Source organism: Actinomadura alba, from assembly GCF_014323705.1.
In the GTDB taxonomy this organism is placed as follows: Bacteria; Actinomycetota; Actinomycetes; order Streptosporangiales; family Streptosporangiaceae; genus Actinomadura_C; species Actinomadura_C alba.
The window spans coordinates 134,839-159,933 of the sequence record NZ_JABVEC010000008.1 but is presented as its reverse complement, the minus strand read 5'-3'; the positions used below and the strand labels follow the sequence as shown (position 1 = coordinate 159,933).

Annotated in this window: 23 protein-coding genes; 11 read left to right on the top strand and 12 right to left on the bottom strand. The window is 68.5% G+C overall.

The annotated features are described in order from the left end of the window. Positions 1 to 140 precede the first annotated feature (140 nt). Entirely contained in the window at positions 141 to 683 is a 543-nt protein-coding gene (locus tag HKK74_RS13275) for a hypothetical protein (protein ID WP_187243482.1), read from the bottom strand. A gap of 280 nt (positions 684 to 963) precedes the next feature. On the opposite strand from HKK74_RS13275, the gene HKK74_RS13270 reads away from it, so the two are divergent. Both HKK74_RS13270 and HKK74_RS13265 read left to right on the top strand, forming a co-directional pair. Continuing rightward, complete coding sequence (locus HKK74_RS13270; RefSeq protein WP_187243481.1) at positions 964 to 1,905, top strand: TIGR02996 domain-containing protein; 942 nt, start codon at positions 964 to 966, stop codon at positions 1,903 to 1,905. After that, positions 1,902 to 3,872 carry a hypothetical protein gene (locus tag HKK74_RS13265; RefSeq protein ID WP_187243480.1) on the top strand — a complete coding sequence of 657 codons (1,971 nt, stop codon included), beginning with the start codon at positions 1,902 to 1,904 and terminating at the stop codon, positions 3,870 to 3,872. Before HKK74_RS13270 ends, HKK74_RS13265 begins: the two co-directional genes overlap by 4 nt. Here HKK74_RS13265 and HKK74_RS13260 read toward each other — a convergent pair. After that, positions 3,869 to 5,812, bottom strand: a complete 1,944-nt coding sequence (locus tag HKK74_RS13260) for an ATP-binding protein (protein ID WP_187243479.1) — start codon at positions 5,810 to 5,812, stop codon at positions 3,869 to 3,871. The genes HKK74_RS13265 and HKK74_RS13260 overlap by 4 nt on opposite strands. Beyond that, positions 5,809 to 7,323: a DUF2201 family putative metallopeptidase gene (locus HKK74_RS13255; protein WP_312881464.1), complete on the bottom strand. Its 1,515-nt coding sequence runs from the start codon at positions 7,321 to 7,323 to the stop codon at positions 5,809 to 5,811. Before HKK74_RS13255 ends, HKK74_RS13260 begins: the two co-directional genes overlap by 4 nt. A gap of 298 nt (positions 7,324 to 7,621) precedes the next feature. Between HKK74_RS13255 and HKK74_RS13250 the strand changes: the two genes are divergently transcribed. Then, positions 7,622 to 8,347: an oxygenase MpaB family protein gene (locus HKK74_RS13250; RefSeq protein ID WP_187243478.1), complete on the top strand. Its 726-nt coding sequence runs from the start codon at positions 7,622 to 7,624 to the stop codon at positions 8,345 to 8,347. Between the two features lie 95 nt (positions 8,348 to 8,442). Here the strand turns inward: HKK74_RS13250 and HKK74_RS13245 are convergent, their stop codons facing one another. Both HKK74_RS13245 and HKK74_RS13240 read right to left on the bottom strand, forming a co-directional pair. Next, a complete protein-coding gene (locus tag HKK74_RS13245; RefSeq protein WP_187243477.1) occupies positions 8,443 to 9,186 on the bottom strand; it encodes a cation efflux transmembrane domain-containing protein in 744 nt (247 codons plus the stop codon). Further along, the gene (locus HKK74_RS13240; protein ID WP_187243476.1) at positions 9,183 to 9,581 is read right to left on the bottom strand and encodes an ArsR/SmtB family transcription factor; all 399 of its coding nucleotides are present in this window, start codon (positions 9,579 to 9,581) and stop codon (positions 9,183 to 9,185) included. Before HKK74_RS13240 ends, HKK74_RS13245 begins: the two co-directional genes overlap by 4 nt. A 235-nt stretch (positions 9,582 to 9,816) precedes the next feature. Here HKK74_RS13240 and HKK74_RS13235 point away from each other — a divergent pair, with 235 nt between their 5' ends. From HKK74_RS13235 to HKK74_RS13215, 5 genes are all read left to right on the top strand, one after another. Next, a complete protein-coding gene (locus HKK74_RS13235) occupies positions 9,817 to 10,323 on the top strand; it encodes a hypothetical protein (protein WP_187243475.1) in 507 nt (168 codons plus the stop codon). Positions 10,324 to 10,544: 221 nt separating this feature from the next. After that, positions 10,545 to 11,804: a FecCD family ABC transporter permease gene (locus HKK74_RS13230; RefSeq protein ID WP_376771524.1), complete on the top strand. Its 1,260-nt coding sequence runs from the start codon at positions 10,545 to 10,547 to the stop codon at positions 11,802 to 11,804. Next, a complete protein-coding gene (locus HKK74_RS13225; protein WP_187243474.1) occupies positions 11,805 to 12,605 on the top strand; it encodes an ABC transporter ATP-binding protein in 801 nt (266 codons plus the stop codon). It begins immediately after the preceding gene. A 2-nt stretch (positions 12,606 to 12,607) separates the two neighbouring features. After that, positions 12,608 to 13,609 (top strand): ABC transporter substrate-binding protein, encoded by a 1,002-nt coding sequence (locus tag HKK74_RS13220; RefSeq protein WP_187243473.1) that lies wholly within the window; start codon positions 12,608 to 12,610, stop codon positions 13,607 to 13,609. Between the two features lie 49 nt (positions 13,610 to 13,658). Next, positions 13,659 to 14,951, top strand: coding sequence for an MFS transporter (locus HKK74_RS13215; RefSeq protein WP_187243567.1), 1,293 nt, complete (start codon positions 13,659 to 13,661; stop codon positions 14,949 to 14,951). Here HKK74_RS13215 and HKK74_RS13210 read toward each other — a convergent pair. The 4 genes from HKK74_RS13210 to HKK74_RS13195 all read right to left on the bottom strand — a co-directional run bounded on the left by HKK74_RS13210 (position 14,905) and on the right by HKK74_RS13195 (position 18,070). Beyond that, the gene (locus HKK74_RS13210; protein ID WP_187243472.1) at positions 14,905 to 15,411 is read right to left on the bottom strand and encodes a copper chaperone PCu(A)C; all 507 of its coding nucleotides are present in this window, start codon (positions 15,409 to 15,411) and stop codon (positions 14,905 to 14,907) included. The two genes, HKK74_RS13215 and HKK74_RS13210, sit on opposite strands and share 47 nt — an antisense overlap. After that, on the bottom strand, positions 15,408 to 16,043 hold the full coding sequence (locus HKK74_RS13205) for an SCO family protein (RefSeq protein WP_187243471.1): 636 nt from the start codon (positions 16,041 to 16,043) through the stop codon (positions 15,408 to 15,410). Before HKK74_RS13205 ends, HKK74_RS13210 begins: the two co-directional genes overlap by 4 nt. A 60-nt stretch (positions 16,044 to 16,103) precedes the next feature. Beyond that, on the bottom strand, positions 16,104 to 16,667 hold the full coding sequence (locus HKK74_RS13200) for an MFS transporter (protein WP_187243470.1): 564 nt from the start codon (positions 16,665 to 16,667) through the stop codon (positions 16,104 to 16,106). Between the two features lie 164 nt (positions 16,668 to 16,831). After that, complete coding sequence (locus tag HKK74_RS13195) at positions 16,832 to 18,070, bottom strand: MFS transporter (protein WP_281397755.1); 1,239 nt, start codon at positions 18,068 to 18,070, stop codon at positions 16,832 to 16,834. Between the two features lie 219 nt (positions 18,071 to 18,289). Between HKK74_RS13195 and HKK74_RS13190 the strand changes: the two genes are divergently transcribed. Both HKK74_RS13190 and HKK74_RS13185 read left to right on the top strand, forming a co-directional pair. Beyond that, positions 18,290 to 18,733 carry an STAS domain-containing protein gene (locus tag HKK74_RS13190; RefSeq protein WP_187243468.1) on the top strand — a complete coding sequence of 148 codons (444 nt, stop codon included), beginning with the start codon at positions 18,290 to 18,292 and terminating at the stop codon, positions 18,731 to 18,733. Positions 18,734 to 18,820: 87 nt separating this feature from the next. After that, on the top strand, positions 18,821 to 19,039 hold the full coding sequence (locus HKK74_RS13185) for a heavy-metal-associated domain-containing protein (RefSeq protein WP_187243467.1): 219 nt from the start codon (positions 18,821 to 18,823) through the stop codon (positions 19,037 to 19,039). 8 nt (positions 19,040 to 19,047) lie between these two features. Here HKK74_RS13185 and HKK74_RS13180 read toward each other — a convergent pair whose 3' ends face one another. From HKK74_RS13180 to HKK74_RS13170, 3 genes are all read right to left on the bottom strand, one after another. Beyond that, the gene (locus tag HKK74_RS13180) at positions 19,048 to 19,944 is read right to left on the bottom strand and encodes a phosphotransferase family protein (protein ID WP_187243466.1); all 897 of its coding nucleotides are present in this window, start codon (positions 19,942 to 19,944) and stop codon (positions 19,048 to 19,050) included. A gap of 58 nt (positions 19,945 to 20,002) precedes the next feature. Then, on the bottom strand, positions 20,003 to 20,956 hold the full coding sequence (locus HKK74_RS13175; RefSeq protein ID WP_187243465.1) for a S1C family serine protease: 954 nt from the start codon (positions 20,954 to 20,956) through the stop codon (positions 20,003 to 20,005). 82 nt (positions 20,957 to 21,038) lie between these two features. Next, entirely contained in the window at positions 21,039 to 22,169 is a 1,131-nt protein-coding gene (locus tag HKK74_RS13170) for a glutathione-independent formaldehyde dehydrogenase (protein ID WP_187243464.1), read from the bottom strand. Positions 22,170 to 23,029: 860 nt separating this feature from the next. Between HKK74_RS13170 and HKK74_RS13165 the strand changes: the two genes are divergently transcribed. Continuing rightward, positions 23,030 to 25,045 carry an erythromycin esterase family protein gene (locus tag HKK74_RS13165; protein ID WP_187243463.1) on the top strand — a complete coding sequence of 672 codons (2,016 nt, stop codon included), beginning with the start codon at positions 23,030 to 23,032 and terminating at the stop codon, positions 25,043 to 25,045. Positions 25,046 to 25,095: the final 50 nt, after the last annotated feature.

The following is a 25,095-nucleotide window of genomic DNA, read 5'->3' as shown; positions in this document are numbered from 1 at the left end:
GAAGACGCTTGAACCGGCCTGCCGGTTGACTTGATTGCTCCGTGACTTCGTCGGCCGCTCACAGGGAACAGCACCGCCACTCAAGGATCATTCCGCAGCAGCGGGTGGTCCCAAGGGTGGGAGGTGGCCCATCCTCGGGCTTAGGTTCTGGAGGTGTCGCTCACCCAGATGCCCGCTTCGTTCTCCTCGGAGTAGAACCAGTCGCCGGGCCGGGGTCGCCATCTGGCGGAGATCTCCAGTACGAATCCGTCCTCATCACTGACCACGTGGATGCTTGCCTCATCGAGGGTCCGCATCAGCATCTGGTCGTGGTCGCGGGTCATTTCGACGCCGCGGTCAGTGAGGAGGCGATGCGCGTCTCCCAGTTGCAGGGGAGTGGCGGTGATGGGTCTGCGGGCGATGACGTCGGGGAGGATGAGTGGTCCGCCGTCGTTGAGTTGGATCGTGATGGAGGCAAGTGCCAGGTCACGCCCGGCCCCATGCCGGATCTTGGCGTCCCTGGCAAAACATCTCATCGAGAGTTCGAGTGGAGAATAGCTGTACCTTTGGAAGCAATCGTCACCTTGCCCGTTCTTGATCCTGCTGGGCTTCCCGATCCGTTCGACCACGTCGGACGGGGACATGCCCAAGGCCACTGGGCCCAGTGTTCCGCTTCGACAGAATTCAATCAGCAAGTCGTCCATATCTCCGCCTTGATCCGGTTACCGGTTTCTCCGGTGAACTGTCCGCCACGCGCTCGCATTTCGTCGCTGTATGGGAGATGGACGGCGCGAATCCCAAGGCCGCGCAGACCGGCTCGACACCGAATCGTCTCCCGGTGCAACTCGAACACCATTCTCACCGCGCATTCACTCAGCTCATCCGGAGATTTCCTCGGCCAAGGCATGACCTCTGCTCTTCCAGGCTTCAGGGTCTTTAACAAAACTGCGGGTGGCCGTCTACCGCCGCTGTTACGATCTTTCGGTGAAAGCTGCGGCCCTCGAACAGACGTTGCGGGATCAGCCCGACGACCCCGCCTCGTGGCGCGTCTACGGCGACTGGCTCACCGAGCAGGGCGACGCTCGCGGCGCGCTGATCGGGCTTGAGCAGCGCCACGCGCGCGCCCGCCCCACCGATCGCGAGGCCCTGGAACACGAGATCGCCGCGCTCGTGAAGGAGCACCGGCAGAGCTGGGACGCGGCGCTGCCACCGGGGGCGACCGTCCTGGCGCGCCGGTACGGATTCGCCACGAAGGTCGCCGTCGAATGGTCCGACAGTGCGCCCGTGCTGATCGAGCAGGCCCTGCGGGCGCCCTTCGTGACCGCGCTGCGGATCGCGCCGGCCGCCAACGACGACGAGGCCTACTGGGACGGCGATCCCGACGGGGCCGAGGAGCCGACGCCGTCCCCGTCCATCGACACCGGTGTCCTCGCGACGCTCAACCTCGGTCGGCTCGTCGAGCTGGATCTCTCGTACCTGCGCATCGGCGCGATCGGTGCCGAGGCACTCGCCGTCTCGACTTACTTTCGCTTCGAGGCGTCCGATGCCAAGGACTTCGGCGCTTCGACCGCGATGGGGCGGACCGAGGCGCTCGACCTGCGGTACAGCCGCGTCGGCGATGCCGGCCTGGCCGCTCTCGCGGCGTCCCCCGGCTTCAGCGGTGTCCGCCGCCTGCACCTCCAGCGGAACCTGCTCGCCGCGGAGGGCATGCGCGCGCTGCGACGCTTCGAGAACCTGACCGAGCTTGACCTGCGATACAACGAGATCGGCGCGGAGGGAGTGGAGGCCTTGCTCGAGGCGCCGTTCATCGGTTCGCTCAGGCGGCTACTCCTCAACCGCGCCGACGTCGGGGACGCCGGCGCGAAGATGCTCGCGTGCGCCCCCCGGCTCCCACCCGCGCTACGCAGCTACTGGAGGAATGTGTGAGCGTCGAGCTCCGCGATCGTTTCTTCGACCTGTCGACCGGCCGGGCCCCGGCCGAAGAGGTCGACCGATACCGCGCCCTGGTCGAGGCGACCGACACCGAGCCCACCGCGACGGTCGACGGGCTCGCGATCAGTTGGCATCCGACGGCGCGGTTCAAGGCGGTGCGCTTCGTCGATGCCGAGCGGATCGACGCTGGCGTGCGCGAGCTGTTCGCCCGGCCCAGCGAGGCCGCGCCGTACCTGGCGGCCGTCTTCGTCGACCCGCGCGAGCTGTCGTTCCGCACGTTCGAGAACATCCTTCCGCTCGACCACCGGTTCGCGGACGCCCCGCTGGAGCTCGAGCTCACCGAGCGCGTGAAGCTCACGAAGGACGCGTACTCGTTCTCGCTGGAGCTGTCGGCCGATGCCCGCGCCCGCCTTGAGCATCTTGACTCGCTGGACCTCTACGTCCCGCCGCTCAACTCCGGCTCGCGCGGCGGCGAGCGCTTCATCTTCCACTCGGCACTGCTCGCCGAGGCGCTCACCGAAGCGGTGGCCAAGGCGATGCCGGAGTCGCTGCTCGACCGCTTTTCGCACGTGAACCCCGTGTTCCGCTGCAACCGTTTCGAGCCCGGCGACGCCGGCTTCCACCGCCACCGTGACACTCCCTACTACGATGCCGCCCGCCGGCACGTCTCCCGCTACACGCTCCTGCTCTACCTCACCGGGGGCTCGGCCGAGCCCGCCCTCGACCTTGTCGGAGGCGCCGCACTCGAGAAGATCGGGCCCTTCACCTGTGTGATCTTCGATCAGCGGTACGAGCACGAGGGCGCGCCCTACCTTGACGGCCGCAAGGTCTTCCTGCGCACCGAACTCGTCTTCACCGATCCAGAGGTCACGCACGATCCCGAGATCGGCGCGCTGTTCAGCAAGGCGTGCTACCTGACCGGCGAGAGCGTCTTCGCCCCCGAGCTCGCCCGTCACGCCGACGCCTACTTCAACCAGGTCGCCGCCGCGCACTGGAACGGCCTCGCCCCTGGTGCCGCCCGCGAGCCTTTCGTCCACAAGCGGTTCCACGGCGTGCATTTCGTCGCGAACGGCTATGACTTCTGGTTCGCCAAGAGCGACGAACTCACGCCGGCCGAGTGCGCCGCCATCACGCTTCTGGACTACTTCAACTGCAAGCTCGGCGACACCGCCTTCCGCGCCCTGTGTGAGTCGGAGGTGATCGAGGCCGACGACACCGCCTGGATCCCCGCCTTCCTTCAGGACAAGCGCGGCGGGTCGGCCGTCCCGCCGTTCGACAAATCCATGCTCTTCCCCGAGCCGGAGCAGCCCAACAGCGGTGAGCTGCCCGACTGTGCTTGTGGGATCTGCGACGGGGGCATACTCGGCCCCAATTTCGACACCACGCGCAACGCCGACATCATCGAGCACTACACGCGCGCCCAGGACTCCGCGAAGGCGGACGTCTTGCCTGCGCCGATCCTGATGCTCGGCGAGGACGTACTTCTTGATCCGGACAAGTTCGTCATTGAGGGCAACCGCATCCACGTTCTCGGCAAGGAGTCACTGACGCCGGTGAACTTCGCCTCCTGCCAGGGTGGCCCCCCGTTTCCCCCGGCCGAGAACTACGTCGCCACCGCGGCCACCGTCGACGTCGCGCACTTCCTCGTCCCGCCGATCCTGTTCGCCGAGTCCGCCGGCTGCTACCACCTGAAGTTCGACTTCTTCCGCAACTCCTGGATGGTGAACCACGAGCGGTCCACCGTGTCCGTCCCGATGATCCTCCCGTTCGACCTGGACGACATCGACGAGCACTGGGAGGACTACGTCTGCGATTGCGGTTGTGACTGCGATTGCGACTGCGACGAGGACGACTGCGTGTGCGACGGCGACTGCGAATGCGATTGCGAATGCGACGATGAAGAGGACGAGGACGAGGACGAGGACGAGGACGAGGACGCCACCGCCCCGGCCCCTGTTTAGCCGAGCGTGGACAGTTCGGCCATCCGGGCCAGGGCGGCCACCCAGAAGCGTTGCCGTTCCCGAGTCTGCCCGACCAGGTAGGTGGCCCGCAGCTTCGGCGGCAGGTACGGCAGCAGCCGGGCCACCACGTCGAGATGCTTTTCCAGCTGGGACACCTCGGCGTTGGAGAACACCTGGTGGACCAGGTCGGTGTCGTTGGTGCCCTCCTCGGTCGTTTCGGCCGCGGTCGACAGTCGGGCTTCCCAGCTCGAGCAGTTCCTGGCGATCTCGACCAGGCCGATGCTCGGCCGGTCGGCCAGCCGGGCCTCCAGCCCGGACAGCGGCACCGGGGCGTACTCGCCGTCGCCGAGGTAGATCAGGCCCGACTCCAACGGCATGTCCGCCTGGTGCAGCTTGATCAGCCGCTCCAGGGTGCGCTTGGTGATCCAGTCCCGGCCCTCGTCGTCGATGTCGTTCTTCCACCACTCCAGGACCGTCTCGGCCGTCTCGCCGTACGTCGAGATCAGCCACTCGTTGGCCGGGATGTCCTCCGGGTGTACCTCGTAGCTGACCGTGAACCGGCTGGCCTGGGCCACGTTGTTGCTTGCGACCAGCAACTTGCGGCCCAGGTGGTACGGCGGGTTCTGCAACGCCACCTGCGCCCGCAGGCCCGGGATCGGGCGTCCGGCGAGGGTCCACTCCTGGGTGATCTCCATCAGCTTGGCGAAGGTCGCCTTGTCCTTCGGCCGGTTGTACTCGTCCCAGATCAGCACCTTGGGCTCCGGGTCGAGCAGCGACCGGGCGAGCATGGCGTCCAGCGACCCGTCCGGGCTGGGCACTGGCACGCACAGGTCCTCGACGTTGGTCACCGGCAGCGAGAAATAGACAGGTTCGCGGCCTGTCTCCTCCCGGGCGATCTGCTTGGTGATCTCCGTCTTGCCGCACCCTGGCGGCCCCTGCAGCAGGACCGCCCAGCGGTGGGTCATCGCGGCCCGGAGGATGCGCCGGACCGGGTCGGCCACGGTGGCCGGGTTGCTCGCCCCGACCGCCGCGGCGATGCCGTCGAGCACTTCGGTGGTGCGGTCCCGGCCCGGCTTACCGTCCTTCCGCTCCTCGATCAGCGCCAGCCGCCGGCCGTTCTGCAACGGCAGTCCCCAGACCGGCGGCAACCCGGCGCGGGCGCAGTCGAGTACGTGCTGCAGCGTGCGCGGCGAGAGGAGGTAGCGCAGGGGTGGGCTGAGGGAGGCCCACTGCCGGAACACCTCACGCAGATCCCAGTCGGGATACCGCTCGGCCAACGCCAGTCGCCACGCGGTGTCGTTCGCGGTCAGCCGGAGGGTGACCATCCGATCCAGAATCGCCAGGTCGGACCGGCGTACGCTGGTCTCGGCCAGCGACTCGTTGTCGGTGAGGAACACCCCGACGCAGCCCAGCTCGCGCAGGTCGTACTCGCCCAGGGTCCAGTTGCAGGCGATCTGCATGAGCTGCGACTGCACGGTGTTGCCGGCCTGCAACGAGTCGTCGATGAGCAGGACGAACGGCTTGCCCGGGACGAGTTGCCGCATGACGAGCTGGCGGAGCACCAGCTCTCCGCTGCGATCGTCGCGTACCGGGGCGTTGACCAGCAGGTCGTCCGGGGTGAGGTTGGCCGCGGGGATGACCACCAGCGTGGTGCCGGGAAACCGCTTCGGCACATACGACACGAACGTGGACGTCTTGCCGATGCCGTGCTCGCCGAAGATCTGCCCGGTCTGGCCGGTGGCGATCATCGCGTCGATGAACTTCTCGAGCTTCGCCGTAGGGCCGTTCTCCGGCGGGTCCGGATAGGTGGCGGTGGCTTTCCACTGCCGCCCCACGACCGGCTTCCCGCCTCGACCGGATCGGCCTTCCCTCGGCGTGGTCTCTCGGTCCACCTGGGACGGTTCCGCAGCGGCCACCACTGAATTCTTCTCCTCGGTCATCGTTCGGGCGTGACCCGGTGGCAGGCCATCGGGGGGTGATGCCGTTCCGGCCAGTCATCGCCGTTGTCGGTGATCAGCCAGATCCATCGGTCGGGGTCGGCGGGGGTGACGTGGGGCGCGTACCCGTCGGTCGCCATGATGATCGCGTCGGGTTCCACCTCGAACCGCTTGCCGTTCACCTCGAGCCTGCCCTCGGCGTAGTCGACGACGTTCTGGAAATTGGTGCCGCCTCCGCCCAGCACCCGTTCCCCGGGTACGAACGGCACCACGACGCCGTCGAAGCCGAGCCAGTGGCTCTCCACCCCGTCGGTCTGCCCGACCAGGGTGGTCAGCCAGTCGACCACGGAGTCGGGCATCGATCCCGACGTGTCGAGCGCGATGAGCACCACCTTCGTCCGCTCCGGTCCGCGTCGGGTCAGCATCGGGTCGTGGCCCAGCGCCAGCATTATCGCGCCGTGCTTCTTCGGGTAGATCAGCCGGTCGCTCTCGTCCAGCTTCGAGGCGAGCACGTCGGTCAACCACCGCTGCCACCAGTCGACCCGGCGGGTTCTCGGGGTGGTGCCGCGCAGCTTGTTCAGGCCCAGGCCGCCCCACAGCCGGTCCAGCCGTTCCCCGCCGTCGGCCGTACGGTCGGCCAGGTCGAGCAGCTCGCCGCGCGCCGCCGGATTCCCCCGCAGCGCGGCCTGCATCACCTCGCGCAGTACCTCGCCACCCAGCTGCTCCACGGTCTCGGCGTCCATCGGGACGCCCGACCGACCGGCCGTGTTGCTCCGGTTGCCATCCCGGTCATCATCGCCCGGGTCACCTTGCAGGTGGATGCAGTACGCGGGAACGGGCTCGTTGAGCGCCTTCATCCGGCGCAACTCGCCGTACACCGTGAGGTCGGTGTAACTGAACTCGTCGTACGGCAGCGGGGACAGGCCCTGCCGCCGCAGATCTTCCCGGTACGCCTGGTAGATCAGCCCCGGGTCGACGCCGACCGGCTCTCGCGCCCCGTTGCTCTTTCCACCGCCGCCAGTCGGATCGGCGTCCCCGTCGTCGGACCGAGCGCGTACCGGAATCGTGGGCAGGCCGGACTGTTTCAGCCGGCGCAGGGCGACGTGGTTGATGGCCACCTCGGCGGCCAGTGTGAACGCCGGGTCGGTACGCAGATCCTCGTCCACGTAGAGGTGCCGGTGCATCAGGTGCCGGGCCTCGTGGAACAGCACGAACTTGACCCCGTCGAAGTCCAGCTCCATGAAGAAGTACGGGTTGTAGAGCAGGGCGCAGCTGCCGTCGCCGGTGGCCACCACCGCGGCGGTGGGGATCGCGATGGTCGGAATGTGGTGGTGGCACTTGGCGTACAACCAGGACGCCACCACGCTCTGCCCGACCCCGAAGTCCAGCAGTGCGGACTCCTTGCGTCGCCGGGCCTGCTCCACCACCTCCGGGTCGGCCGGCTCCTCCGCCAGCAGACGACGCAGGTCCGACAGGCGGGGATTTCCCTTGATCGGGGCGAGTTCGTCTGTCACGTCGCTTTCCGCATGTGGTGCGCCCCCGTCGTAACCCGTCCCGTACCGACCGCAGGCACGATAGCGGGCCGATGCGACAAAATACGCCGAGGCAATCATCATTGGGGTGCGCTGTTACCTGCGCTACGGCATGTCCGAGGTGCCCCGAAGCTTCCGGACAGTGACTCCACTGAGATCGGGGTCGTCCAAAAGGGAAAGTGTTGGCGAGATCTGGGAAGAGCTACTCAATCGAGTTTCGGGTCCGCAATTTGTATGCGCCTGTGACCGGCGAGGCGCTGACCGTCGTCACCGCGACCGGATGACCACAGGGATGCACGGCGCCTACCGCGCCTACGCACGGCTCGTCCTGGAGACGATGCCGGAGGAGTCCCGAGTCGGGCTCACCCTGGGCTTCGTCCGGACCTTCGGCATTCCGGACATCGCCCGAGTGCTGCACGGCACCGGCCGGATGACCACCGAGCCGCGCGGTCGGGCCAAGGCGACGGGGGCGGCCATGTTCACCCTGATCGGACAAGGGCTGGACAGTGCCGGCGGGCGGAGGATCGTCGACGGGCTTCGCCGGGTTCACGACCGGCCCGGAATCACGCCTGAACTGATGCAGTATGTCCTGGCCTGTTTCACTGTGTGCCCGCTGCGGTTCATCGACGGCCACGGATACCGGGCGGTCACGGGTGAGGAACGGGACGCGGCGTACACCTTCCATCTGGGCCTGTCGGATGCCCTCGGCCTGCCCGACCCCCCGGGCGGTCACCTGGTCGACGTGGAAAGCTGGATGCGCGGCTTCGAGAGCCGTTGCTTCGCGCCCAGCGAGGCGGGTCGCGCGCTCTGGGAGGCTGCCAGCAGGGGCCTGCTGGCTGCCCGGCTGCCCGGCCCCTTGGCTGCGCTCGCTCCGGCGGTGGCCGCTTCGCTGCTGGACCAGCCACTGCGCACGGCCCTGGAAGTACGCTGCCCGCCCGCGCCGGTTCGCGCTCTGGTGACTTACGCGCTTCGGATTCGGGCACGCTCCCGGCGGGGTGGCTCCTGAGGGCGGCCACGAGAGCTCTTCGATGCGGACGGCCGTGGCGTTCTTCTTGACGGCTGGGGAGGTTGAGCGGGCGGAGTGAGGTCCGGGCCGCGCGGTCAGGAGCAGCAGGCGCAGCCGGGCCCGCACGATGTGCACGCCGATTTCTCTGTTGTGTCGGCACGCTGGGCGGTCGCGTCACCGGCCGTGTCATCGGCTGCGGCGGGCAGGGCGCAGCAGGCGTTCCCGAGCCAGGCTTCGCGGCCTTCCTTGACGGCGACAGCGGCGATGATCAGTGCGGCGATCGGGTCGGCCCATGCCCATCCGAGCAGGCTGTTGACCGCCAGGCCGACCAGCAGCACGGCTGACAGGTAGGTGCACAGCAGTGTCTGTTTGGAGTCGGCGACCGCGCTGGCCGACCTCAGTTCCCGCCCCGTGCGGCGCTGGGCGTACGACAATGCGGGCATGATCGCCAGGGACAGGGCGGCCAGGACCAGCCCGGGAGTGGAGTGCTCTGCATCGCCGGAGCCGAGCAGTGTGCGCACCGAGTCGGCGGTGACGTAGGCGGCCAGGGCGAAGAACGACACCGCGATGATCCGCAGCGCCCGCTTCTCGCGTTGCTCGACGACGGTGGGGTCGCGGGCGGAGAACTGCCAGGCGATCGCGGCGGCCGAGGCCACCTCGATCACCGAGTCCAGCCCGAAGGCAACCAGCGCCCCCGATGAGGCGATCGTCCCAGCGGTGATCGCCACGACGGCCTCGCTGAGGTTGTAGGTGATGGTGGCGGCCACCAGCCACCGCACCCGCCGGGCCAGCACGGCCCGGCGGCCGGGCGAGGGCCCCAGGGTCAGCGTGGTGGTCACGATGCCACCGTTCCGGTTACCCGCTGCGTGGTCTGCTCGTCCGGGGAGCCGATGCCGTAGGTCGGGCACAGCGCGACCGCGCGGTCGGTGGCGGTCAGCAGATGCTCGGCCGAGCGCAGTAGGTCCAGCAGTTCGGGGGCGGCGATGAAATAGAACGACTGGCGGCCCTCGGCGCGGTAGTCCACCAGCTTGCAACCGCGCAGGCAGCCCAGGTGCTTGGAGACCGTGGACTGCGCCAGATCAAGCTCACGGGTCAGGTCGACCACCCGGGCCTCGCCACACGCCAGCCGCTGCACGATCGAGAGCCGTACCGGGTCGGCCAACGAGTGGAACAGCGCAGCCGCCGGTGCCAGCCCATCCAGGGAAGTCAATCCACACTCAGAATCAATCGCCATATCGCGATGATATGACAATCATGTGATCCGTCAAGGGTATTCGCCCAGCTGCCGCACGGGCTGCACAAGGACCCTGGTGAATGGACAGGGACCTCTCTTGCCTCAGACGTGCGGCCGTTGGGAAGATTCACCTGCTATGGGCCTGTCATCGGCGGTGCGCTGGGTGCGCGCGGCGGGATTCTCCGCGGCGTGCAGCGTACTGGGCGCTGCCGGGCACGCCTGGGGAGGCGGGTCAGTGCATCGGCCGGCCCTGCTGGTCGCCTTCGTAGCGATCTTCCTGATCGCCCTGGCGCTGACCGGGCGTGAGCACACGGTGGCGACGATCTTGCCCGCCGTGGGCGTCTGCCAGGTCGTCTTGCATGTGCTGCTGTCGTGGCTGTCCCCGATGCCCGCGATGGAGCCTCTTCTTCACGTGGCCACTGGCGGGCAGGTGTCCGCGATGGACGGGCACGGGGGTTTCCCCGGCCTGTCGATGCTGCTGATGCACGCGGTGGCCGGGCTCGTGACGGCGTGGTGGCTCGAGTGTGGCGAGGCCGGGTTGTGCGGCCTCGTCCGCCGCCTGGCGGGCTGGGTCCTGCGCCCCTTGCTCTGGCCGGCGCCGGAGCCGGTACGCACTTTGACGTGGTCGACGCCGGTATGGCGCCGGCCGCCCTCCCCGCACTCCCGCGTCCTGCGGCACATCATGGTCAGGCGCGGGCCGCCCGCGCGGCTTCCTCTCTCGAAGAAGTGCCTCACGGCCTGAGACGGCCTGTTCGAGGTGCTCGGAGAGACCCGCGCGATGGGCGTGTGATGCGGGTCTGACGGACCTCATCCCGGTGGTTCACGGCTGCTCGCTGTCGTGACGCGCCCATAGGTGCTGCCGGGCTGCTGATCATGCGTCCGATCGCACGCCGATGCCCTTCCCCCCACGCTCGGCCATTCCCGGCCCCGTATGCCGTGACGCACGGCACGACTCACGCCACCATGCCCGGCCGGGATCAGACCCGATGGAGTTCGCATGCCGACCAGATCCGCCCCTCCGACCGCAAGCCGGGTGAGAACCCGGCAGAGAACAAAGAGCCGGCCGATCGTCTGCGGTACCTGGGCCGCCGCCGCGGGGACCGCTCCGTGACCCGGGAACTTCCTGATACCGCCCGCTCCACTCCGGTCACCGCCTCCAGTCCGGACGGTGCTCGCGGCGGCCGGCGGGGCCGTGGCCGGATGACCACGACGGTCGTATCGCTGTCCGTGGCATTGCTGCTCTCGGTGTTGGCCGGGATCGCCTTGGGGCCCACTGTCGTGCCGCCCGGAGACGTCGTCCATTTCCTGATCGCCGCGCTCACCGGCGGCAGCATCCAGGCGGAGGACGTCACCGGATACTCCATCGTCTGGCATGTGCGCACGCCGCGGGTGCTGCTGGCCGCGGTCGTCGGCGCGGGACTCAGCGTCGTGGGAGTCGCGATCCAGGCGCTGGTGCGCAACGCGCTCGCGGACCCGTTCGTCCTCGGTATCTCCTCAGGAGCGTCGGTGGGCGCCGCCGCCGTCGTCGTCTTCGGGGTCTTCGCCGGATTGGGCGTGTACGCGATCTCGGCCGCGGCGTTCGCGGGAGCGCTCGGCGCCACGGTGCTGGTGTACCTCGCGGCGCGCGGGCCACTCGGGCTCACTCCGCTGCGTCTGCTCTTGACCGGGGTGGCGTTGACGTACGGATTCCAGGCGGTGATGAGCATGCTGGTGTTCCTGTCGCCGAACGCCCAAGCCGCCCGCACGGTGCTGTTCTGGTTGCTGGGCAGCCTCGGGGGTGCGTCGTGGCAGTCGCTGCCGCTGGTGACCGTATCGGTGGTCGTGTCGATCGTGGTGCTGTTGCGCAGCAGCCGTGCCCTGGACGTGCTGTCGATGGGCGATGAGACCGCCGCCAGCCTCGGAGTGGACGCCCAGGCGCTGCGCCGCAGGCTGTTCCTGCTCACCGCCGTCGCCACCGGATTGATCGTCGCCGTCAGCGGTGCGATCCCCTTCGTCGGGCTCATCCTCCCGCACATGCTCAGAATCCTGGTCGGATCCACTCACCGCCGGGTGTTCGTCATCGCCCCGCTGGCCGGGGCGTGCTTTCTGGTGTGGGTCGACGTGCTCGCGCGGACCCTGGTGCCGCCTGAGGAGCTGCCACTGGGCGTGATCACGGCACTGGTCGGAGTCCCGGTGTTCATCACACTGATGCGCCGCCGCGGATACCTGTTCGGAGGCCGGTAAATGGTGTTGTCCTTGCGGGATGTCTCGGTCGAGATCGCCGGCCGTACGCTCATCGACCGGTTGCGGCTGGAGGTGGAGACCGGACAGGTCGTCGGGCTGGTCGGCCCGAACGGAAGCGGCAAGTCGACCGCACTGCGGTGCGTCTACCGGGCACTGTGCCCGACCTCGGGCGCGGTGCTGTTCGACGGCACCGACCTGGCTTCGCTCAAGCTGCGCGACAGCGCCCAGGTCATCGCGGCACTGACCCAGGACAGCCATACCGACCTCGACTTCACCGTCGAGGAACTGGTGGCACTGGGCCGCGCCCCCCACATTCGGGGCAACCGTCCCCTGAACGGCCGTGAACAGGACCTGTGCAGGGAGGCGATGCGTCGGCTGGACATCGATCACCTCGCCGACCGCAGCGTGCTGACCCTGTCCGGAGGGGAACGCCAGCGGGTCCTGATCGCCCGGGCCCTGGTCCAGCAACCCCGCGTCCTGGTCTTCGACGAACCCACCAACCACCTGGACGTGCGCCACCAGATCGAACTGCTGTCCTACCTTCGCGGATCGCAACTCACCGTGCTGGTCGCACTGCACGACCTCAACCTGGCCGCCGCGGTGTGCAACCGCATCGCGGTACTGAGCGCCGGCTCGCTGGTCGCCGACGGCACGCCGGCCGAGGTGCTCACTCCCGAACTCGTCCGCCGCGTCTTCGGCGTCGACGTCACGATCGTCGACCATCCGCACACCGGAGCGCCCCAGCTGCTCTTCCACCTCGACCCGACCCTCACCCCGATCACCCCCTCGAAAGGAACATGACCATGGCCGCTTTCTCGCGTTCACCTCGCCTGGTCGCCGGCGTCCTGGCCACCGGGCTGTTGACCATCGGTTGTGGCGCTTCGGTGGAGCCCTCGGCCAAGGCGCCCGCCTCGGTCACCATCACCAACTGCGGCACCGACGTCACCTACACCACCCCGCAGCGACCGGTGGCCTATGACGTCAGCGGCGCCGAGAAGATGTTCTCCCTCGGACTTGCCCCCCGGATGCGCGGCTACGTCATGAACAAACTGGCTGACCCCTCCATCGCCGGCTCGCCCTGGCGAGACGACTACACCAAGGTGCGGCGGCTCGGCACCGAACGGATCACCCGAGAGATCGTCATCGCGGCCAAGGCCGACTGGGTCCTGGCCGGATGGAACTTCGGCTTCAGCGAAGAACGCGGCATCACACCCGCCCTGCTCCGCCAGATCGGCGTCTCCAGCTACCTGCAGACCGAAACCTGCTTCGAAAAGGGTGACAAGAGCGTCGACGTGCCTCCACTGGAGGCCCTGTACACCGACCTGGACAACCTCGGCAAGATCTTCGGCGTCCAGGCGCGGGCCGAGCAGGTCATCACCGACCTCAAGAACCGCGTCGCCGCGGTCAAGAAGACCTGGCCCGCGCAGGGCGACCCCGCCAAGGTCTTCGTGTACGACTCCGGTACCGACCAGCCCTACACCGCCGGTCGGCACGCCTCGCCCACCGACATCATCGCGGTCGCCGGCGGGACCAATGTCTTCGGCGACCTCGACAAGGGCTGGACCTCGGTGGGATGGGAGCCCGTGGTCAAGGCCAAGCCCGAAGTCATCGTGATCATCGACTACGCCGACCAGCCCGTCAAGGACAAGATCTCCTACCTGGAGTCCCTGCCGCAGCTGAAGTCCGCCCCGGCGATCAAGAATGAGCACTACCTCGTGTTGTCCTACGGAGACGCCGTCAGCGGACCCCGCAACATCAAGGCCGCCGAGACGCTCGGGAAGTACCTGCGGTCGATCGGACGATGACCCGGGTGGGCATCGGGCGGCCGGTCGTCTCGGCCGGCAGCAGGCGATGATGTCCCGGCGGATTCTCGGCCGGCTCGTGCCGCTGCGCGCGGGCCGGCTGCGGTCCGGCCTTGGAGCGCTGACCGGTCCACAACGGTTTCTGCTGGTCAGCTCGTTTCTCATCCCGCTGGGCAGCTTCGCGGTGCTGCCCTTCATGTCGGTGCTCTTGCACGAACGGCTCGGCATGGGACTCGGCACCGTCGGTGTGGTGCTCGCGGTCGCCTCGCTGGTGCAGTTCTCCGGCGGGGTGGTGGGCGCGGCCGTCGCCGAGCGGATCGGGCTGCAGCGCACCATGCTGGTGGCCCTGATGATCCGCACCGTGGGCTTCGCGGCCTTCCTGCCCGGCCTGCGCTGGCCGGTGGCCGCGGTCATCGCCCTGTTCCTGGTCTCCTGCGGCGCGGCCCTCTACCTGCCCGCCAACAAGGCCTACCTGGTGCACCGGACCGCTGAGACACAGCGGCCGATGCTGCTGTCGGCGAGTACCTCCGCGCTGAACGCGGGGATCGCGCTGGGCCCTCTCGCGGCGGCCCCCTTCGTCCTGAACGCCTCCATGGGCTTGTTCGCGGCGGTCACCGCGCTGTTCGCGGCGGTCACCATCGGACACGCCATCCTCCCCGCCGAGGCCCCGGACCGGCCCGAGGACAACGCCGGCGCCGCGCCGGCCCCCCGCCGGAAGCGGATGCCGGCTGGGGCCGCGGCCCTGCCGTTCGCGGTCACCGTGCTGAGCGTGTACGTGTTCATGTTCTTCCAGCACTACCTCGCGGTCTACGCCATACCGCGGACCTCGGCGGCCTACTACGGATTCGTCCTCACGATCTACGCACTCGTCGTTGTCTTCATGCAGCCGGTCCTGTCGGACTGGATCGCCGGGCTCCGCTACTCCCGCGCGATGCGGTTCGGATTCACGGCGATGGGCGCAGGCATGGCGGTCTTGGCCATCGGCAACCGGCCCGCGATCTTGGCCGGAGCCCTGCTGATCAGCCTCGGCGAGATCGTGCTCTTCCTCAAGAACGACCTCGAAGCGCTCGGCCGATCGCCGCGCCCACCCGCCGTGGTGTTCGGCCGGCAACGGCTCGCGGCCGGGATCGGGGCCTTCATCAGCGGCATCGTCGGAGGCCAGGGATACCGGGTGGGCGAGCAGTCCGGACACGCAGCCCTCTTCTGGATCGCGGTGGCCGCCCAGTGCGCGCTCCTGCCGCCGCTGCTGGTCGGGATCCTCCGCGATCGCCGGCCGGCCGAGGCCGTGCCCCCCAAGGTCATGGGGCCGCGCCCGTCACGGGGACGATCTTGGCGGGTACGGTGATGTCGCCCGCGGTGGTGAAGTGCAGGGTGAGCCCTGCCTCCTGGCCGACTTTGAGGGCCTTGGGCTTCATCAGCATGAGATGCATCTCGCCCTTGGCGAACCTCACCGTGCTGTTGGCGGGCACCTCGACGTTCTCCATGGCCTTCATGGTCATGGAGTTGCCGTTCATCACCATGCGGTGCATCTCGACCACGGCCGCTGCGGAGGTCGACACCCCGGTCAGCGTGTCCGCGGGGCCGGTGTTGGTGATCGTGAGATAGCCGGCCGTCACGTCGGGGGTGGTCGGTACCCGGATCTCGGCGCCGGTCACCGACACGCCGGTCCGGGCTCCCGGCCCGGCAGGGGCCGGAGACCGTACGGCGGTCTTGGCGGTGGAGGGGGAGTCATCCGAGCAACCGGTGAAACCGGCCATGGTGAGAGCCGAGAGGAGTGCGAAGGCACCGAGCTTGAGGCCGTTCACGCGAGGTGTTCCTTCTGGATGAGGGTCTTCAGGTCACGGGCGATGGGCCCGGCGCCGGCACCGTAGGAGAACAGCAGCCGGCCGCCGCCGTCCGGCCCGAAGGTGAGCAACTGGCTGCCGTGCGAGACGACGTAGTCGCCCGTCGGATCAGCCGGAGGACTGCTGAGCGAGACCTTGACGTCCGCGGCCGCCTTGTGGACCGCCTTGAGCGGCCCGGTGAGCCCGACGAACGAGGCGTCGAAGTTGCCGAGAAAGGTCTTCAGCGCCTTGGGGGTGTCGCGCGCCGGATCCGCGCTGATGAACACCACCCGCACCTTGGCGCGCTCGGCGGGAGTGAGCAGCTTCATCGCCCCGGAGACGTCGGCCATCGTCGTCGGGCAGATGTCGGGGCAATGTGTGAAGCCGAAGAACAGAATGCTGATCATGCCGGCCGTGCGCTTGCGCAGGTCGTAGGGACGGCCGTCCATCGCGGTCAGGCGGGTGTCGGGCAGCTGAAACGAGGGCGGGAGCCGAGTGGCCGAATAGACCGGGGTGGGCGATGCCGCTCTGGGCATCCGCTCGCCGGAACAGGCCGCGGTGCCGAACAGCACCACCGCCATGCCGAACCAGGCGAGCCGTGAAGGCATACGCATACAGAACTCTCCACAGGAGCGAGGACAGGGAAACGCACCTCTCCTCAGCGGAGAGGGACGCTAGATGTACGGGGCGGAGAGCTCGGCGGGCGGGCCACGGAGGATGACGACGTGCCGCAGCGGAGCGAGCAGCCGGCGAAGCGGTGGGTCCTCAGGAGGCACCGACAGACGGGGCGACGCCGGGTGCGGTGCCCCGGGCAGGGCCAGCGGACGGACGACGGCCGCTGCGATGCGGCGGGCCAGCGTCCACAGGACGGCCTCGCCGCGGCGCAGCCACCACGCGGTCAGCAACGCGGCACTCACGTGAGCGAGCGTCATGGCCGGACGCCCGCCGCCCGGATGGGTCAAGACCTCCGGGGCATGGTGGTGTCCGCCACCCCCGGCCTGCGCGAACAGGGCGTGCAGAACGAACTGACCGCCCAGCAGGCCGCCCACGATGGTGGGGAACGAGCGCTCCTGACCCGCCAGCAGCACAGTGACGCCCGCGACGATCGCCAGACCTACCCCGGCCGAACCTGGCGCCACCGGCCGTCCCGCGGCCATGTGGCCGACGGCGGCCAAGACCACGCAGACCGTGGCGAAGACCACCGCCCGCGCGAGCCGGAAGACCGGCCGAGCGGGCATCAGGATGGGATGGGCGGAGACGGCGATGACGCCAATCCTGCCACGTTGCACCAGGCCACCCGATCGGGGTTGCCATCAGGCCAAGGCGGTGCCCTCCGCAAGATCGATTCCAGCACTGCCGCGCCGGCGGCACGACCCGGCGGCGGAAAGCTCGAGAAGACGCTTCAAGTGATCGACTTCTGTGGCCGGGTATCGCTTGCGTCGTAGCGGCGAAGTGCGGCGAGCCATCCGACACCGATGATGACGGCGATCAGTGCGCCGGCTCCGAGGAATGCCGGGCGCGGGTCGTTGCCGAACGTCCTGGTGGTGGCTCCGGCGATGACGGTTCCGATCGGGGTGGCCGTGATGAACAGTGCCCGGCCCGTGGTGGTGACGCGTCCGAGCAGGTCGCGGGGAACCCAGGCCTGGCGGGTGCTTCGGTTGACGATACTGACCACGATCACAGCCCAGACCTGCACGCCATTGGCCACCAGCAGTGACCACCACGACGTACTGACCCCCATGGCCAGCAGCGATACGGCGGCGACCGCGATGCCCAGCGCTATGAGCGGCAGTGCCCGGATCCGGGCGGCGAGCCAGGTCGCCATGACCGCCCCTGCGATTCCGCCGATGCCACCGCCGGCGACCACCGCGCTGACCTGTGGCATTGGCAGGTCCAAGGTGACGCGGGCGAAGAAAATGATCAGAGTGTCGGCCGCCAGGCACAGATTGAGCATGGTCTGGATGACGGTGAGGACCAAGAGCGGCCGGAAAGCGATGAGATACCGCAGTCCTTCCATGAAGTCCGTACCGAGTCCTCCGATCATGCCGCCACGACGGGTCGGCCGGTGTGGCCGCACCATGTCGCCGCGGCGGGTAACCGCTGACAGCGACAACAGCGAGACGACGAAGGTCGCCGCGTTGATCAGCAATGCGCTCGCGATCCCCAGAGTGGCGGCGAGCATTCCAACAATGACGGGCCCGATCACCAGGGACGTCTGGGCCGCCGTCTCGAGCACGGAGTTGGCCCGTAACAGGCCCTCGTTCCGGAACAGATCCTTGACCGCAACGGCGAGCGCGGCATCGAAGAAGACCGTCGCCGCTCCGGCCAGAAACGCCAGAGCGAGAATGACCCACAGCCGGACCGTCCCAAGCCAGGCCAGCACGGACAACGCGACGAAGACGCCGGCGCGGACCACGTCCATCGCGACCAGCACCGTCCAGGGATTCAGCCGATCGACGATCGGCCCCGTCGGCAGCCCGACCAGCAGGTACCCGACCCCCCGCAGTGCGGCCGCGAGCCCGGCGGCGAGCGGATCATGGGTCAGACGCAGAACCAGCAGGGGCACGGCCAGCACCGCGAAACCATCGCCGAGAAGAGACGCCGATTGCCCACCCAGGAAGAGTCGGTGCGCAACTGGCATTTCGTGGTGCCTCCCAGTGACGCCCGAATCGTACGTTGCTCCTCACGCCGACAACTCGAAAGGTCTTGACCAAAAAATTGTCGGTGTCGATGGCGGGGGCGCCCTCGCACTCACCCGTGGACCGGGTACCTCTCGTCCAGTTCCCCCTACCTGCTGAACGGTTGGGGGGCTTGAGGTGCGAGGCTGGGCACAGGGCGAAAACCGGTCAGGGGGTATGTGATGACCTTCAAGGAAGGCGACGGCACCGCCGAACAGGTCATCGGCTGGGATCACGCACAGGCGAGCCTGTCGGTCGTACCGCAGGATGCCTGCACAGTCGTCAAGGTGAGCGGCGTCATCGACATCGCCACCGCACCCGCGCTACGAGAAGGCCTTTACCGCACGTGCGAGCACTGCACAGGCCGGCTTGTCGTCGACCTGTCCGGGGTGTCGTTCTGCGACGCGTGCGGGCTGGCCGTACTGATCGGCACACAACGCCGCGCCACACTGCGTGACATTCCACTCCGCCTTGCCGCGCCCAGCCCACCGGTGGCCAGGCTCCTTCAACTCACCGGCCTGGATCGCATCCTCCCGATCCAGCCGTCCCCGGACACCGCGACACCTGATGAGAAAACGCCCGACGCCGCAGTACGCCATGCGCGCGACGAGAGATTAAACGGGTAGGGGGTAGGGGTTGCCGTCCTATGTGGTGGCGTGGCAGGATTGGCGATATTCGATACCCCCCCAGGGTAATAGCGAGGAGTGCAGATCATGAGTTCCGCCACCTACACCGCCACTTACACCGTCGCCGGGATGACCTGCTCGCACTGCGTCGACTCGGTCAAGCGGGAGGTCGGGCAGGTCACCGGGGTGACCGGCGTGGACGCGGACCTGGCCAGCGGCCGGGTGACAGTCATCGGTGACGCCCCCGTCGACGACGCCCTGGTGAGGGACGCCGTGGAAGAGGCCGGTTACGAAGTGAAGGCGTGATAGGCCCGCTATGCGGAGAACAACCACTCCAGCGCCATCAGGCTCTTGGCGGTGTAGGCGGTCAGACCCGTCTGGAGGCCGTAGCCGAAGTCCTCCAGGAGGGTGCACCGCGCGTAGAAGACCGCGCGCTCGCGAAGCGCCGCAGGGTCGCCGACCGGGTAGCCGCTGAGGGCGGCGGCCAGGGCGGCCGGGCCGAGATCGCGGTGGATGAGGCCGAAGTCGTAGGCGGGATCGACCAGCGCGGCGTCGCTCCAGTCGATGACGCCCGTGATCGCCCCGGTGGCCGGGGCGACGAGGACGTGCTCGATTCCCAGGTCGTTGTGGGAGAACACCAGTGCGCCCGCCCCAGGCGGCGGTGGGGCGGCGAGAAACGCCTCCACGTGCGTGCGCCGTACGGCCGGGATCTCGCTGAAGACGGCCGCGTAGTTCTCGGCGGCCTCGTCTCGCCACTCGGCCGGCGGTACCTCGTCCGGCCCGACGAACCGCGCCATCTCTTCGATCGGGACCGCGTGCAGAGCGGCCAGCAAGGAACCGAGCGCGGCGGCGACCGCCGGTCCGTGGACGAGCCGCTGCGCGGGCGGCAGGTCCAGCAGCGGTACGCCCGGGAGCTTGGGATAGGCCCAGCAGCCTCGCTCGGGATCGGTGAACACCGGCTCCGGGACGGGCAGCGTCGAGATCTTCGCAATGGCGGCGAGCAGCTCGGCCTCGGCACTGATCAGCTCGGCCCTGCGTACAGGGTCGGGCTCTTTGCTGAACCGGACGACCAGCTCGCCGTTGACCTCGTAGGCGAGATTGTCCACGCCTTCACCGATGTGCGCGACGGAACCGACCCGCAGGTCCGGCACGCCGGTGCGTACGGCATCCCGCACCTGTTCCTCGATACCGCGTACGTGACGACCCTCCATGGCGGGACCCTATCCTCCGCGAAAGGGCGAATGGCGATAGGACCGGGCGGCCGCCAGGTCACCGTGCCTGGTTGCTGAGCTCTGTCGGCTCCGCGATCACGTCGACCATCGCACCGTTGCGCAGCACGGTGATCTGCAGGGGTCTGCCGATCGCCTCTGCGAACATCAGGCGTTGCAGGCTCTGCGCCACCGTCACCGGCCGGCCCGCCGCGGTGAGCACCAGATCGCCGCGGCGCACCCCGGCGCGTTCGGCGGGGCTGCCCTGCATGACCTCGGCCACTCGCAGCGCTTGGTCTTGGCCGGTCCGTTCGCGAAGCCCGGCCGGGACCGGCACCGGATTGGTGACCAGCCCCAGGTAGGCCCTCCGTACCCGGCCGTCGCGCATGAGCGCCCCGATGATGCGGAGCGTCGTCGTGTTGATGGGCACGGCCAAGCCGAGTCCCACTCCCGCCACCGCGGTGTTGATGCCGATCACCCGCCCACGGGAGTCGGCGAGCGCACCACCGGAGTTGCCGGGATTGAGCGCCGCGTCGGTCTGGATGATGTCCTCGATGATTTGTACGGCGTCGCCGTCGCGGGTGGGCAGGGACCGGCCGAGGGCGCTGACCACGCCGGCCGTCACCGAGCCCGCCAGTCCGAGGGGGTTGCCGACCGCGACGACGAGTTGGCCGACCACGAGCGTGTCGCTGTCGCCGAGCGTGGCGGGCTCGAGCGTGGTCCCATCGGCCCGCACGAGCGCGAGGTCCGACAGCCGATCGGATCCGACCACGGTGAACGAAGTGGCGGTCCCGTCGGCGAAGGTGACCTGCCCGCTGCGGGCGCCGCCCACAACGTGAGCGTTGGTGAGCAGGTAGCCGTCGCCGGTGAAGGCCACCGCCGAGCCCGATCCCTCACGGCCACGGTGTCTGATGCGAACGGCGGCCACCCGTGGGGTCAGCTCACGGGCGACGGTGGAGACGACTGTCGAGTAGGCGTCGAGGGGCTCTTGGGAATCGATTGGCTCGGGGACCATGGCACCTCCTGCCGATTACAGGATTACATGGCAACGCCCGAACTTGAAGATGTCTTCCCTGGCCCGGATGAGCGCCTGGACCTCAGGGATGCAGGACCACCTTCGTCCACCCTTCATCGCGTGCGTCGAAATGCCGGTAGCCCTCTGGGGCCTCGTCGAGCGGCAGCTCGTGGGACACCACGAACGAAGGCCGGGCCTTGTCGTCGGCGATCAGATCACGTAGGTGGCGGTTGTAGGCCTTGACGTTGCACTGGCCGGTTCCCATGCCCTGCCCCTTGGCCCAGAACAGGCCGTAGTCGAACACGATCTGGCCGTGCTTGGAGAGATCGTCGGGTGCGCCGGGGTCCTCCGGCATGAAGATGCCCACCACCCCGAACACGCCGGTCGAACGCACCGAGCGCACGAGACTGTTCAGGGTCATGTTGGGGTGTTCGGTGCCTTCGGGGTCATGTGCCTGATACCCCACGCATTCGCAGCCTCGGTCGGCGCCCCTGCCCTTGGTGATGTCGAGGACCTGCTCGACGGGTGGGGCCTTGGCGTCGTCGATCGGGATGGCGCCGATCTCCTCGGCCAGCCGGAGCCGGTCCGGGTGCCGGTCGACGACCATGACCTTGTCCGCGCCCTTGATGACCGCTGAGTACGCGGCCATGAGGCCGACGGGTCCGGCGCCGTAGATCACGACGGATTCACCGGGCTCCAGGCCGGCGAGCTGGGTGGCGTGGTAGCCGGTGGGGAAGATGTCCGCGCACATCACGTAGTCGGTCTCCTTCTGCCGGCCCTCTGGAAGCCTCAGGCAGTTGAAGTCGGCGTGCGGCACGCGCAGGTACTCGGCCTGTCCGCCGTTGTAGGGGCCCATGCCGGCGAACCCGTAGGCGGCGCCAAAACCGTCGGGGTTGTGCGTGAGGCAGTACGCGGTGCGGCCGCATTCACAGTTCTTGCAGTAACCACACCCGATGTTGAAAGGCATACAGACCCGATCACCGATGCGCACACGCTCGACCGCGTCGCCCGTCTCGATGATCTCGCCGAGATTCTCGTGCCCCAGCACCCGGCCCGGCTCCATGTTGGTCCGTCCCTCGTACATGTGCAGGTCGGAACCGCAGATATTGGTGGTCGTGATTCTGACGATGGCGTCGGACGGCGCTTCGATGCTGGGATCAGGCACCTGATCCACTCTCACGTCGCGAGGTCCGTGGTACACAACGGCCTTCATCATGTCCTCCTCGGTGCCGGAGCACGGTGGTGGATCGGGTCCCAGATGATCATGATCACGGGACATCGAGGGAGGCCGGGAACCTCAGTTCTCTGATTCGCCGTCTCGGCTCGAACACCGTCGCGGCGGACGGCGTACGGTGCCGCGGGCACTGCGCCGCGCCTGCCACCAGGCCGTGCCTGTTGCGTTGAATTCGCCAGGCCACCCGCCCCGAAGGGCCGACCTTACGAGTGACGAGTGCCCTCGGCAGCCGCCCTGCCCACCACAGCACCTCGCGAAACCTCCCAGGCAGGCTGACCGGGCATCCGGCAGATGGCGGTGGACGACGAGGAGAGCGTCCGACGGCACGGTGGCACGCCGGCAAGGGCACCTTCGGCCGGTACGGGCGCGGCTTGGGCCACTCGGTCAGGCGCGCCGACACCTGATGAAAGGCGGCCGGCCTGGGGTGATGCTCCGACCTGGAGAGGGGTAGGCTTGACCCGGAAAACTGGAAAGGCAGGGGAAGCGATCGCACCCACGGGCTTCTGGCCTGTGCGGCCTACCAGTGACATTCCAGTCCGCCGTCGGGCTGCGGACATGATCCACGTCGGACCGGCAATCGCCGTTCAAAGCGGGTCGTAGATTCCTTTTTTAAAGGTCGGCGTGGGTGCCTTGCGTTAACCGCCATCGACAGCAAGTCCAGATACAAGTTTCCCTATGGGGATTTAGAGAACGTGCACCGGTGCGGCGTCATCGCCGCGGAGGTACGCGCCGCACAGCGGAACTACTCCGGCATCGAGGTCGCGGCGGCTCACCTGCACGGCATGCTCGATCAGCTGATGTGATGCATGTTCCTTCTAGAAGGGTCGGCGGTGAACAGCATGTCAGAGCGTGTTTTTCGGGATCGCCGTGACGCGGGGCGGGGGCTGGCCGGTCTCCTGGAGCATTACCGCGACCGTGATGACGTCGTGGTACTGGGGTTGCCGCGCGGCGGGATACCGGTGGCCTATGAGGTGGCAGCCGCCCTGGACGCCCCGCTCGACGTGTTCCTGGCGCGCAAACTCGGAGTCCCCGGGCGTGAAGAGCTCGCCATGGGTGCGATCGCCAGTGGTGGGGTCCTCGTGCTCAATGAGGACGTCGTCGCAGGCTTGGACATCTCCTCGGAGACCATCCGCGAGGTGGCCGAGCGGGAGAGCCGTGAGCTGATGCGCCGGGAGGAGGCCTACCGCGAGGGCCGCCCCATGCCCGAAGTGTCCGGCAAGACGGTCATCTTGGTCGACGACGGTCTGGCCACCGGATCGAGCATGCGAGCCGCCGTCCTGGCGCAACGGCGGCTGGAACCGGCTCGCATCGTGGTCGCGGTCCCGGCCGCACCGAGTTCGACCTGTGCCGAGCTCGAGCTCGAGGTCGACGAAGTGGTGTGCGCCATGACCCCGTCGCCGTTCTTCGCCGTCGGCGCGTCGTACTGGGACTTCACGCAGACCACCGATGAGGAGGTCCGTGATCTGCTCCGTGCGGCGGCGAGGGCGCCGACCGGCGGGGCGGGCAAGGCGGGCCCGTCGTCGGAGGTGGCGGTCATCCGGATGTCGGCGGCGTTCGTGGACGAGGGCGTTCCCCCTGAGGAGACCCTTTTCGGCCTGGTCGGAGACGCGCGGATGGTGCTGATCGGCGAGGCGTCGCACGGCACTCACGAGTTCTACGCGGCGCGGGCGGAGATGACGCGGCGGCTGATCGAGAGGCGGGGTTTCTGCGGCGTGGCCGTAGACGCCGACTGGCCGGACGCCTACCGGGTCAACCGCTACGTTCGCGGTCGAAGCGACGACGTGACCGCCGAGGAGGCGTTGCGCGGCTTCGAGCGCTTCCCGGCCTGGATGTGGCGCAACAGTGTCGTGCTCGACTTCGTCGGTTGGCTGCGCGAGCGCAACGACCGCGTCGGCGACGAGCCGCGGAAGGCGGGGTTCTACGGGTTGGACCTGTACGGCCTGCGGCGGTCCGCGCAGGAGGTGGTCTCCTACCTGGAGCGGGTCGACCCCGAGGCCGCGGCACGTGCCCGGGAGCGGTACTCCTGCTTCGACCATGTCGGCGGCGGCGACGATGGTCAGTCGTACGCGTTCGCGGCGGCGTTCGGTGCGGGCGAGTCGCGTGAGCGGGAGGTGGTCGCCCAACTGGTCGACCTGCAGCGGCGCGCGCCGGAGTATGCGAGACGGGATGGGATCCTCGCCGAGGACGAGCTGTTCTACGCGGAGCGGAACGCCATCACGGTGCAGGCCGCGGAACGGTACTACCGGACGATGTTCGGCGGGAGGGTGACGTCCTGGAACATGCGGGACTCCCACATGGTCGACACCCTGGAAGCACTCGCCGCCCATCTTGGACGGCTGCGGGGCGAGCCGGCGAAGATCGTGGTGTGGGCGCACAACTCCCACCTCGGCGACGCGCGGGCGACCGAGTTCGGGGCGATGGGCCAGTTCAACGTCGGGCAACTCGTCCGCGAACGGTACCCCGGGAACTGCCGCCTCATCGGCCTCACCACCTACACCGGCACGGTGACCGCGGCCGACGACTGGGACGCTCCCGCGGATCGCAGGGTGGTCCGGCCGGCTCTGCCGAACAGCGTGGAAGCGCTGCTCCATCAGGTGGGCAGCAAGGAGTTCCTCCTGTGGTTCGACCTGGCCCCGCCGGCGGCCGAGGCGCTGCGCGCGGCGCGGCTCGAGCGGGCCATTGGAGTCGTCTACCGGCCGGAGACCGAGCGGCAGAGCCACTACCTGCACGCCCGTACGGGCGACGAGTTCGACGCCGTGATCTACCTCGACGAGACACGAGCCCTCGAACCCCTCGAGCGGACCGCCAGGTGGGAGCGCGGCGAGGCCCCCGAGACCTACCCCTTCGCCGTTTAGCCCGTCGCAGGCTTGGAGGTGGAGACATGGACATCGCGTCCGGGGCGGCC

What these genes read in the sequence shown, in the direction of transcription:
- HKK74_RS13215 (WP_187243567.1), top strand. Translation starts at nt 13,659, where the DNA reads ATGTCCCGGCGGATTCTCGGCCGGCTCGTGCCGCTGCGCGCGGGCCGG.
- HKK74_RS13170 (WP_187243464.1), bottom strand. Translation starts at nt 22,169, where the DNA reads ATGAAGGCCGTTGTGTACCACGGACCTCGCGACGTGAGAGTGGATCAG.
- HKK74_RS13195 (WP_281397755.1), bottom strand. Translation starts at nt 18,070, where the DNA reads ATGCCAGTTGCGCACCGACTCTTCCTGGGTGGGCAATCGGCGTCTCTT.
- HKK74_RS13180 (WP_187243466.1), bottom strand. Translation starts at nt 19,944, where the DNA reads ATGGAGGGTCGTCACGTACGCGGTATCGAGGAACAGGTGCGGGATGCC.
- HKK74_RS13260 (WP_187243479.1), bottom strand. Translation starts at nt 5,812, where the DNA reads ATGACCGAGGAGAAGAATTCAGTGGTGGCCGCTGCGGAACCGTCCCAG.
- HKK74_RS13190 (WP_187243468.1), top strand. Translation starts at nt 18,290, where the DNA reads ATGACCTTCAAGGAAGGCGACGGCACCGCCGAACAGGTCATCGGCTGG.
- HKK74_RS13220 (WP_187243473.1), top strand. Translation starts at nt 12,608, where the DNA reads ATGGCCGCTTTCTCGCGTTCACCTCGCCTGGTCGCCGGCGTCCTGGCC.
- HKK74_RS13230 (WP_376771524.1), top strand. Translation starts at nt 10,545, where the DNA reads ATGCCCGGCCGGGATCAGACCCGATGGAGTTCGCATGCCGACCAGATC.
- HKK74_RS13275 (WP_187243482.1), bottom strand. Translation starts at nt 683, where the DNA reads ATGGACGACTTGCTGATTGAATTCTGTCGAAGCGGAACACTGGGCCCA.
- HKK74_RS13205 (WP_187243471.1), bottom strand. Translation starts at nt 16,043, where the DNA reads ATGCGTATGCCTTCACGGCTCGCCTGGTTCGGCATGGCGGTGGTGCTG.
- HKK74_RS13225 (WP_187243474.1), top strand. Translation starts at nt 11,805, where the DNA reads ATGGTGTTGTCCTTGCGGGATGTCTCGGTCGAGATCGCCGGCCGTACG.
- HKK74_RS13175 (WP_187243465.1), bottom strand. Translation starts at nt 20,956, where the DNA reads ATGGTCCCCGAGCCAATCGATTCCCAAGAGCCCCTCGACGCCTACTCG.
- HKK74_RS13250 (WP_187243478.1), top strand. Translation starts at nt 7,622, where the DNA reads ATGACCACAGGGATGCACGGCGCCTACCGCGCCTACGCACGGCTCGTC.
- HKK74_RS13200 (WP_187243470.1), bottom strand. Translation starts at nt 16,667, where the DNA reads ATGCCCGCTCGGCCGGTCTTCCGGCTCGCGCGGGCGGTGGTCTTCGCC.
- HKK74_RS13165 (WP_187243463.1), top strand. Translation starts at nt 23,030, where the DNA reads ATGTCAGAGCGTGTTTTTCGGGATCGCCGTGACGCGGGGCGGGGGCTG.
- HKK74_RS13185 (WP_187243467.1), top strand. Translation starts at nt 18,821, where the DNA reads ATGAGTTCCGCCACCTACACCGCCACTTACACCGTCGCCGGGATGACC.
- HKK74_RS13240 (WP_187243476.1), bottom strand. Translation starts at nt 9,581, where the DNA reads ATGGCGATTGATTCTGAGTGTGGATTGACTTCCCTGGATGGGCTGGCA.